This is a genomic window from Solirhodobacter olei, assembly GCF_004010155.1.
GTDB lineage: Bacteria > Pseudomonadota > Alphaproteobacteria > Rhodobacterales > Rhodobacteraceae > Solirhodobacter > Solirhodobacter olei.
In genome coordinates, this window is the sequence record NZ_RRYH01000011.1 from 103,197 (window position 1) to 110,823 (window position 7,627).

Annotated in this window: 6 protein-coding genes and 1 pseudogene; 4 read left to right on the plus strand and 3 right to left on the minus strand. The window is 67.6% G+C overall.

Annotation, left to right across the window (positions count from 1 at the left end):
• Positions 1 to 16 precede the first annotated feature (16 nt).
• Complete coding sequence (locus tag EIP85_RS09645; protein WP_127901971.1) at positions 17 to 403, minus strand: winged helix-turn-helix transcriptional regulator; 387 nt, start codon at positions 401 to 403, stop codon at positions 17 to 19.
• A 145-nt stretch (positions 404 to 548) separates the two neighbouring features.
• Between EIP85_RS09645 and EIP85_RS09650 the strand changes: the two genes are divergently transcribed.
• On the plus strand, positions 549 to 1,160 hold the full coding sequence (locus EIP85_RS09650) for an NAD(P)-dependent oxidoreductase (RefSeq protein ID WP_127901972.1): 612 nt from the start codon (positions 549 to 551) through the stop codon (positions 1,158 to 1,160).
• Positions 1,161 to 1,293: 133 nt separating this feature from the next.
• Here the strand turns inward: EIP85_RS09650 and EIP85_RS09655 are convergent, their stop codons facing one another.
• On the minus strand, positions 1,294 to 1,938 hold the full coding sequence (locus tag EIP85_RS09655) for a LysE family translocator (RefSeq protein ID WP_127901973.1): 645 nt from the start codon (positions 1,936 to 1,938) through the stop codon (positions 1,294 to 1,296).
• Positions 1,939 to 2,286: 348 nt separating this feature from the next.
• The gene (locus EIP85_RS09660; RefSeq protein ID WP_338325346.1) at positions 2,287 to 3,174 is read right to left on the minus strand and encodes a LysR family transcriptional regulator; all 888 of its coding nucleotides are present in this window, start codon (positions 3,172 to 3,174) and stop codon (positions 2,287 to 2,289) included.
• A gap of 104 nt (positions 3,175 to 3,278) precedes the next feature.
• On the opposite strand from EIP85_RS09660, the gene EIP85_RS09665 reads away from it, so the two are divergent.
• The 3 genes and pseudogenes from EIP85_RS09665 to EIP85_RS09675 all read left to right on the plus strand — a co-directional run.
• Entirely contained in the window at positions 3,279 to 4,823 is a 1,545-nt protein-coding gene (locus tag EIP85_RS09665; RefSeq protein WP_127901975.1) for a proton-conducting transporter transmembrane domain-containing protein, read from the plus strand.
• 4 nt (positions 4,824 to 4,827) lie between these two features.
• Entirely contained in the window at positions 4,828 to 7,206 is a 2,379-nt protein-coding gene (locus tag EIP85_RS09670; protein ID WP_127901976.1) for a YbcC family protein, read from the plus strand.
• Positions 7,207 to 7,235: 29 nt separating this feature from the next.
• A pseudogene (locus EIP85_RS09675) lies at positions 7,236 to 7,627 on the plus strand (DUF6671 family protein); the annotation flags it as partial.

Sequence of the window (7,627 nt, forward strand, 5' to 3'; positions counted from 1 at the left end):
CGCGCCCCTGCTTGCGTCAGGCCCCTGCGCGTCTGGCGGTGTACTCGTCCCGCGCCGCGCAGATCGTCCGGTGATTTTCATCCGCCCAGGTCACGAGATCCCTCATCGGAACGAGGAAGGAGCGGCCCAGGCCGGTCAGGTTGTATTCCACGCGCGGAGGCACCTCGGCATAGACCGTGCGCCTGATGAAGCCGTCCTGCTCCAGGTGTTTCAGCGTGCGTGACAGCATCTGCTTGGAGATATCGCCAATCTCCCTGGACAGTTCGTTGAACCGCCGGGTGCCGCCCTCCAGCGACTGCAGGACAAGCAGGCTCCACTGATCGCCGATCCGGTCAAGCACGTTGCGGATCGGGCAGGGCTGTTCGAAAACATACGAACTGGGGGACGCTGCGCCGTCTGACATGGGGCCTCCTGCAAGTGGTGCGGGTCAGCCCGATGTGACCAGATCAGATGAAAATGACTTCTTGCGGGCCGATGTCGTGTAGCCTACCTGACCCTAATGGTCAATCTTATTGACTAGGTATGAAATTAAGACCATGAGGTTTACAATGGCAAAAATCGCTCTCATCGGCGCATCCGGCAACGTCGGGACGCGCCTGCTCAAGGAACTTTCGGATCGCGGGCACAAGGTCACCGCCATAGCCCGCCACCCGGAGAACATCCCCGCGCTGCCGGGCGTGACGGCTGCGAAAGGGGATGCGAACAACGCGGCGTCGCTGGCGGGGATCATCGCGGGGCATGATGCGGTCATCAGCGCGACCCGCTTCGTCGGAACGGACTTTGCCGCACTGGTGGATGCCCTACGCCAGGCCGCAGTCCGCCGCTGGCTGGTCGTCGGCGGCGCCGCGAGCCTCGAGGTCGCACCCGGCAAGCGCCTGCTCGATCAGCCCGAGTTCCCCGAGGCCTACAAGGAAGAGGCCACCAGCGGCGCCGCTGCGCTCGACCTGCTGCGAGGCATAAATGATCTGGAATGGACGTTCCTTTCACCCTCGGCGATGTTCGTGCCGGGTGAGCGGACCGGCACGTTCCGCCTTGGCAAGGACACGCTGCTGACCACTGCGGAGGGATCGTCGATTTCCTACGAGGACTACGCCATCGCCCTTGTCGACGAACTCGAGGGGCCAAAGCATATCCGCCAGCGCTTCACGGTCGGCTACTGATCTGCGCGCGTCCCACGACTTCCGGCAAACCTCGGGCACGGGGTTTGCCATCGCAGACGGGCAGGGTTTGTTCGATGTCCGGACCGATCCTGCTCGACTGTCTAATCGACCAAACCGTCGAAGATTGCGGTGTTCAGCCCCATAGCTTTGTCACGGCCCCGATGATGAACCACAGCATCAATAGCGCCGTGGCGCCATTCATCAGGACGGCGCCCAAACGCCCGCCCGTACCCACGCGCCGATGCGCAATCACAACGGTGCCCGACCACACAAGACCCCAGGTTGCCGCGCCAGCAATGATCGCGACGACGGTAAGCATCAGAAACGGCAGACCGAGGTCGGTCATTCCAGGGCGCCCGACGGCGGCGAGCCAGAACGTGACGTTCCACGGGCTCGTCAGCGCCATGGTCGCGCCCAGCATGTAGCTGGCCTTAGCGCTGTCGAATCGGGGATCGGTTCCGCCCGCCCCGATGCCGCGCCACGCCTTCCAGGCCCTGCGCAGGAAGGTGACCATCAACATCGCCAGAAGCCCAATGGAGAGAATACCCATGACCATCTGAGCGGTCGGCCCCGTGAAGACCAGCCCCACGCCGAGGGCGACCAGCAGAGCCCAGAGCGCGTCGCCCGAACAGGCGCCAAGGATAAGGCCGAAGCCCGCCCAGAACCCCCGGGCGAGGCACCGCCGCGCGATTTCGGTGTTGATCGGGCCGGGAGGCCAGGCGACCGACCATCCCATGAGAAATCCCGAGGCGAGAACAGCCAGAGGCGTTCCGGTCATTGCAGCGTCACCCCATGTGACATTTCAAATCGGTCTGCCAACCAGCAGCGCGAGGATCTCATTGGCAGACGTGCCGGCAGACGGTGGTTCTAAACCCATACACTCTCCCGATATCCCGCGCAGCCAGATTTCGAACGCGGCGGGCCTGAAGATCATAGGCGTTGTCAATCCGTTGGCCCACGGATGTCGTCTGTCATGGGGTGCCCCAGATAGCGCCTTCATCCCGGCGGTTCACGGTTGATGGCGGAAGGCCTGTCACCGGGCCGGCGGCTATCCCGGGTCTGCGACGCTTCGCACGACGACGTTTCGTCATCAAGAAGGTCGTTTTGCACTTGCCCGTACCCGACGTCAGCGCGGCGGCTTTGCAGCGCCCGCCGCGCTCGTCGTCGCCAAAACCCGCTCCAGAACTGCATTTGGGAACCGTCTCTGAAGGGTGACCGCATAGAAATCCTCGACGATGTCCAGATCGAAGGGCGCGGTGACCAGAAGCCCGTCCCGCAACTCGTCGGCCAACACGACCGCGGGGGTAATGGCCAGCCCCGCATCCTCCCGCGCAAGAAGACGGATCATTGCCATGTCGTCGACTTCGGCTGCCACGCGCGGGCGCAAGCCCAACCGCGCCACAAGGCTGTCGAAACCCGTGCGGATCGAGCTGTCGGTGGGCAGGATCACTGGCTCCTCGCGCAGCGTATCGACCAGCGTGGCGTGACGCATCCTCTGGGGTGTGCCGTGCAGCCATACCTTCTGGGCCGAGACCCTATGTGCGACGAAGGCGGAGAAGACATCGCGGGCGGGCGGTTCGGTCGTCAGCACCACGTCGAGCGACAGCGATTGAAGCGCCTCGATCAGGACCGGCGCGCTGCCGGAGCGCAGAACGATCTCGACATCCTGCGCACCGATGATCGGCGCAAGGAAACTCAGCTGGAAGTTCCGCGACAGGGTCGATGGCGCACCTACTCGCAGCACCTGTTTTCCAACGCCCGACTGGCGCAAGACAGACAGCAGTTCCTCGCCCGCGCCGAAGATCCGGTCGGCGTAGTCGAGCGCTATATGCCCGACTTCGGTAAGCACCAGCTGGCGCCCCCGCCGATCGAACAACTTCTGGCCAAGGCGGTCCTCAAGAGTGCGGATCTGGCTCGAAAGCGCGGATTGAGAGACGTTCAAACGCTCCGCAGCCCGGGTCAGGTTGCCGTCACGGGCGACCTCTCGGAAGTAGCGCAGATGATGGTAGTTCATCTCGGACATCGTTCTCTATTATAGAACGATACGTGAATAACAATGTATTTTTACAAATGCCGCAGCGCAGCTATCCGGGGGCGATCGCAACCGGAGGTTCTGCAATGTCCCAACTCCTGCTTTCTGGACCCATACTGGTCGCGCTTGCCGGCCTTGTCCTGCTTGTCCGGCCCGGGCCGCGCGCCGGAATGCGCCTACGCCTACCCGAGATCGCGATACTGGCCCATCTTGCGGCGACGCTGGCCGCAGCGGTTCACCTCGCAACAGAGGGCGCATCGACCTCTGTGTTGGTCGGCCTGGCCGGGGTCGGTCTTTCGGCACGGCTCGACATCGTCAGCGTGGCGCTGGCGCTCACCGTGGGGTTCGTCGGCTGGGTGGCGCTGCGGTTCTCGCGCGTGGCGCTTGACGGCGAGGCGCGGCAGGGGGCCTTCATGGGCTGGATGAGCCTGACGCTCGCCGCCGTCCTGGCCCTGGTGGTCGCGGGGAACCTCATCCAGCTTCTGGTTGCCTGGGTCGGCGTCGGCGCGGCGCTGAACCGGCTCCTGCTGTTTTATCCGGACCGGCCCCGTGCCCGGCGCGCCGCCCGCAAGAAGTCTCTGAGCGGGCTGGTCGCGAGCGCGGCGCTTCTTGGGGCGGTCGTCCTGCTCATCCGCAGCTTCGGGACGACGGATATCGCGTCGATCACGGCGGCGGTCCACGCAGGCCAGATCCCCGGGGACGTGTGGCTGGTCGCGGTGCTGCTGGCCGTGGCGGCGGTGTTCAAGTCGGCACTGATCCCGACCCACGGCTGGCTGACCGAGGTCATGGAAGCTCCGACCCCGGTTTCGGCCCTGCTGCACGCGGGAGTGGTGAATGCAGGCGGGTTCCTGCTGATCCGCTTCGCCGACGTGATGCTGGCCGCACCGGTCGTGCTGACGGTGCTGGCCCTGATCGGCAGTATCAGCGCTCTGGTCGCTGCTGCCGTGGCCACCACCCAGCCAACGGTGAAGACGTCGCTGGCGTGGTCCACCTGCGCGCAGATGGGCTTCATGGTGCTGCAATGCGGGCTTGCGCTGTTCCCGCTCGCGCTTCTGCATATCGTGGCGCACTCGCTTTACAAGGCACATGCCTTCCTGTCTTCCGGAAGCGCGGTCGAAGCGGTGGCGGCGATCCGGCGTCCCGGTCCCGTTGCCGTGCCGAATGGGCGCGCGGTGGCGCGCGCCTTCACATTGGCACTGGCGGTCTACGCGATTGTCGGCGCGGTCTTCGGGATCGGCCACATGGCGCCCCAGGCGGTTGCCCTGGGCGCGATCCTAATCTTCGGGATCGCCTATCTGATCGCCCAAGGCCTGGCCGATGCCGCCCCGTGGCCGCTGACCTGGCGCACGACGGCGATGTCGGCGGCGGCGACACTGGCCTACTTCGCCTTTCACGCCGGGGCCAACGCGCTGGCCGCGGGCACCCTGCCGCCGCCGCCCGCGCCAGACCCGCTCACCTGGGTGGTGATGGGCCTGTCGATCGTGGGCTTCGGGCTGGCGGCGGTGGCGCAGGCGACCTTTCCGCTCTGGGCCGCGCATCCGGCGGCGGCGGGTCTGCGGGTGCACCTGATGAACGGCCTCTACCTCGATGCAATGACCGACCGGGTGACACGGGCGCTTTCGAAAGGATAAGCAGATGACCTATCACAGCTTTCATTTCCCGGGCGAAACGCTCGCCCTCTTCGCCGCCGCCGAGGATGCGATCCGGCAGATCCCACCCTACTTTCCGCTTGAGGCGACCGTCGCGGTGAATCCGTTCCTCGGACAGGCCGCGGAGAAGCGGGAGACCGCTGCCGCGCGCCTTGCGCGGACCTCCGGCGCGCGGCTGACCCCGGCGCGGACCGCCCTGGCCGAGTGGATCGCCGAGGGCCGAATCACCGGGGCCGATCTGTCTGAGGCGGCAGCCCGCAGCGGGGTCCCGGTGGCCGCGCTGAGGAACGCCGTCGCGACGCCCGCCCCGGCCCTTGCGCCCGATCCGACGCTGGCCGACCTCGCCAAGGCGGCGAACGGGACCGACTGGCCCGCCTTCATCGAGGAGCGGATCGGCCTCTGGGCTGCCGCACGGTTCGATCGGGGGCAGGCGCTCTGGCCCGCGCTTTCGGGGTCGCCGTGGCACTCGTGGCAGGCCTTCGCGCAGCGTGATCTGACGCCGGGGCTGAATGGCCTTGAAGGTTTCTGCAGCTTCGTGGCCGGGCTTCCGGACAATCCGCGCGTGGCCTTTGCCGATCTCTGCGGGCTGCTCGGCCTGACAAGCGGGGCGGCACCGCTCTACCTGCAGCGGTTGCTGGTCACGCTGGGGGGCTGGGCGCAATATGCGCGCGGTCTTGGCTGGCAGGCCGAGCGCGACGGGGACCGCGACGCCACCGCCTTCGAGCTGCTGCTGATCCGGCTGACCTGGGAGGGTGCGCTTCTGACCTCCTTCGGTGACCGGGTGGGCGCGGCCTGGACGGAGGCACTGACCCGTTGGGCCGCGCCGCTGGAACCGGATGCCGCCCTGCACATCGATCTGGCGCTTCAGGAGGCGGCTGACCGGGCCGAGGAGCGTCTGCTTTCGGAGATGCTCGAGACCCCGGGCGTCGCCTCGCACGCCACCACACGCCCCTCGATCCAGGCGGCCTTCTGCATCGATGTCCGCTCTGAACCTTTCCGGCGGGCCCTCGAGGCCGCCGATCCGGGCGTCGAGACCATCGGGTTTGCCGGGTTCTTCGGGCTTGCCGTGCATCACAGGGCCCATGCATCTGACGTGGTCGAGGCCCGGGGGCCGTTGCTCCTGTCCCCCGGCCTCTCCTCCTGCGCGGGGGCGCCCGGCGCGGCGGAGGAGGCCATACGGCTGAAACGGCGGGCGGCCCGGGCCTGGGGTCGGTTCAAGTTGGCGGCCGTGGCCTCCTTCGCCTTCGTCGAGGCGGCAGGGCCGGGATACCTTGGCAAGCTTGCCAAGTCGGCAATGGGCTTTGGAGCGCTGGCCGCGCCGGATCCGGCGCCCCGGCTCGACCTGCCTCTGGACGCGCGTGTCGCGGCGGCGGCGCAGGTCCTGCGCGCAATGTCCCTGACCAAGGGTTTTGCGCCCCTCGTCCTGATCGCGGGGCACGGTGCCCATGTTACCAACGCACCGCACGCGAGCGCCCTTCAATGCGGGGCGTGCGGCGGGCATGCCGGCGACGTGAACGCCAGGCTGCTCGCGGGGCTACTGAACGACCGTGAGGTGCGCGACGGGCTGCGCCAGGTGGGCATCGAGATCCCCGATGATACCCGCTTCGTCGCCGGGCTGCACGACACGGTCAGCGACCGGGTGACGCTGTTCGAGGACGATCTCGACGCGTTGCCCCCGCCGGGTCTGGCCGATCTGCGCCAGGTTCTGGAACGGGCCGGCGCGACCGCCCGCGCCGCGCGGGCGGCGACCCTGCCGCGCGCCGGAACGGGCAGTGATCTGCCCGCACGGGGCCGGGACTGGTCGGAGCTGCGGCCCGAGTGGGGGCTGGCCGGATGCCGCGCCTTCATCGCCGCCCCGCGCGGGCGGACGCTGGGCCGGGATCTGGGCGGGCGCGCGTTCCTGCACAGCTATGACTGGCAAGCGGACGAGGGCTTCAAGGTCCTGGAGCTGATCCTGACCGCACCGGTTGTGGTCGCCAGCTGGATCGCGCTGCAGTACCACGGCTCGGCGGTTGCACCCGAGGTCTTCGGCGCGGGCAACAAGCTGCTCCACAACGTCACGGGCGGGATCGGAGTGGTCGAGGGCAATGGCGGCAATCTGCGGCCCGGGCTGCCGTGGCAGTCGCTGCACGATGGCACGCACCTGCGCCATGACCCGGTGCGGCTGGCCGTCGTGGTCGAGGCTCCGAAGGCCGCGATCTCGGGCGTTCTCGAACGGCACCCGCAGGTCAAGGCGCTCTTCGACAACGGTTGGCTGTCGCTGCACGCCATGGATGCCGAGGGGCGGATCGCCGCGCGCTTCGGGCCGGGCGGCTGGACCGCGGCAGTGGGGACCACGCCTGCCGCCGCCGTCCGGGCCGCATGACCCGGGGGGCCTATGGCGGGCGCGTTGCCGTGCTTGCCACCATGCACGGCAAGGAAGCGGCCTTTGGCCCGATCCTTGCCGGGCGCCTTGGCGTTGAGCTGGCCGTGCCCGAGGGGATCGACACCGATGCCCTCGGCACATTCACGGGAGAGGTTGCCCGGGAGGGCAGCGTCGAGGAGGCGGCCATGGCGAAGGCGGCTCTTGGGCTCGCCTTCAGCGGGGGTGACCTCGCGCTGGCGAGCGAGGGGGCGTACGGGCCGCATCCCCAGACCCCGTTCATGCCGTTTGGGGTCGAGGTCGCCGCCTGGGTCGACCATCGGATCGGCCTCACGCTGGTAGAAGAGGTCCACGATGAAAGGCCGGTCTACGATCATGTCGAACTTCTTTGGTTGCCGCCCGTGATGCAAGAGGCTTCTGACCC

Coding starts and splice junctions, on each gene's coding strand:
- EIP85_RS09645 (WP_127901971.1), bottom strand. CDS start 403: ATGTCAGACGGCGCAGCGTCCCCCAGTTCGTATGTTTTCGAACAGCCC.
- EIP85_RS09650 (WP_127901972.1), top strand. CDS start 549: ATGGCAAAAATCGCTCTCATCGGCGCATCCGGCAACGTCGGGACGCGC.
- EIP85_RS09655 (WP_127901973.1), bottom strand. CDS start 1,938: ATGACCGGAACGCCTCTGGCTGTTCTCGCCTCGGGATTTCTCATGGGA.
- EIP85_RS09660 (WP_338325346.1), bottom strand. CDS start 3,174: ATGAACTACCATCATCTGCGCTACTTCCGAGAGGTCGCCCGTGACGGC.
- EIP85_RS09665 (WP_127901975.1), top strand. CDS start 3,279: ATGTCCCAACTCCTGCTTTCTGGACCCATACTGGTCGCGCTTGCCGGC.
- EIP85_RS09670 (WP_127901976.1), top strand. CDS start 4,828: ATGACCTATCACAGCTTTCATTTCCCGGGCGAAACGCTCGCCCTCTTC.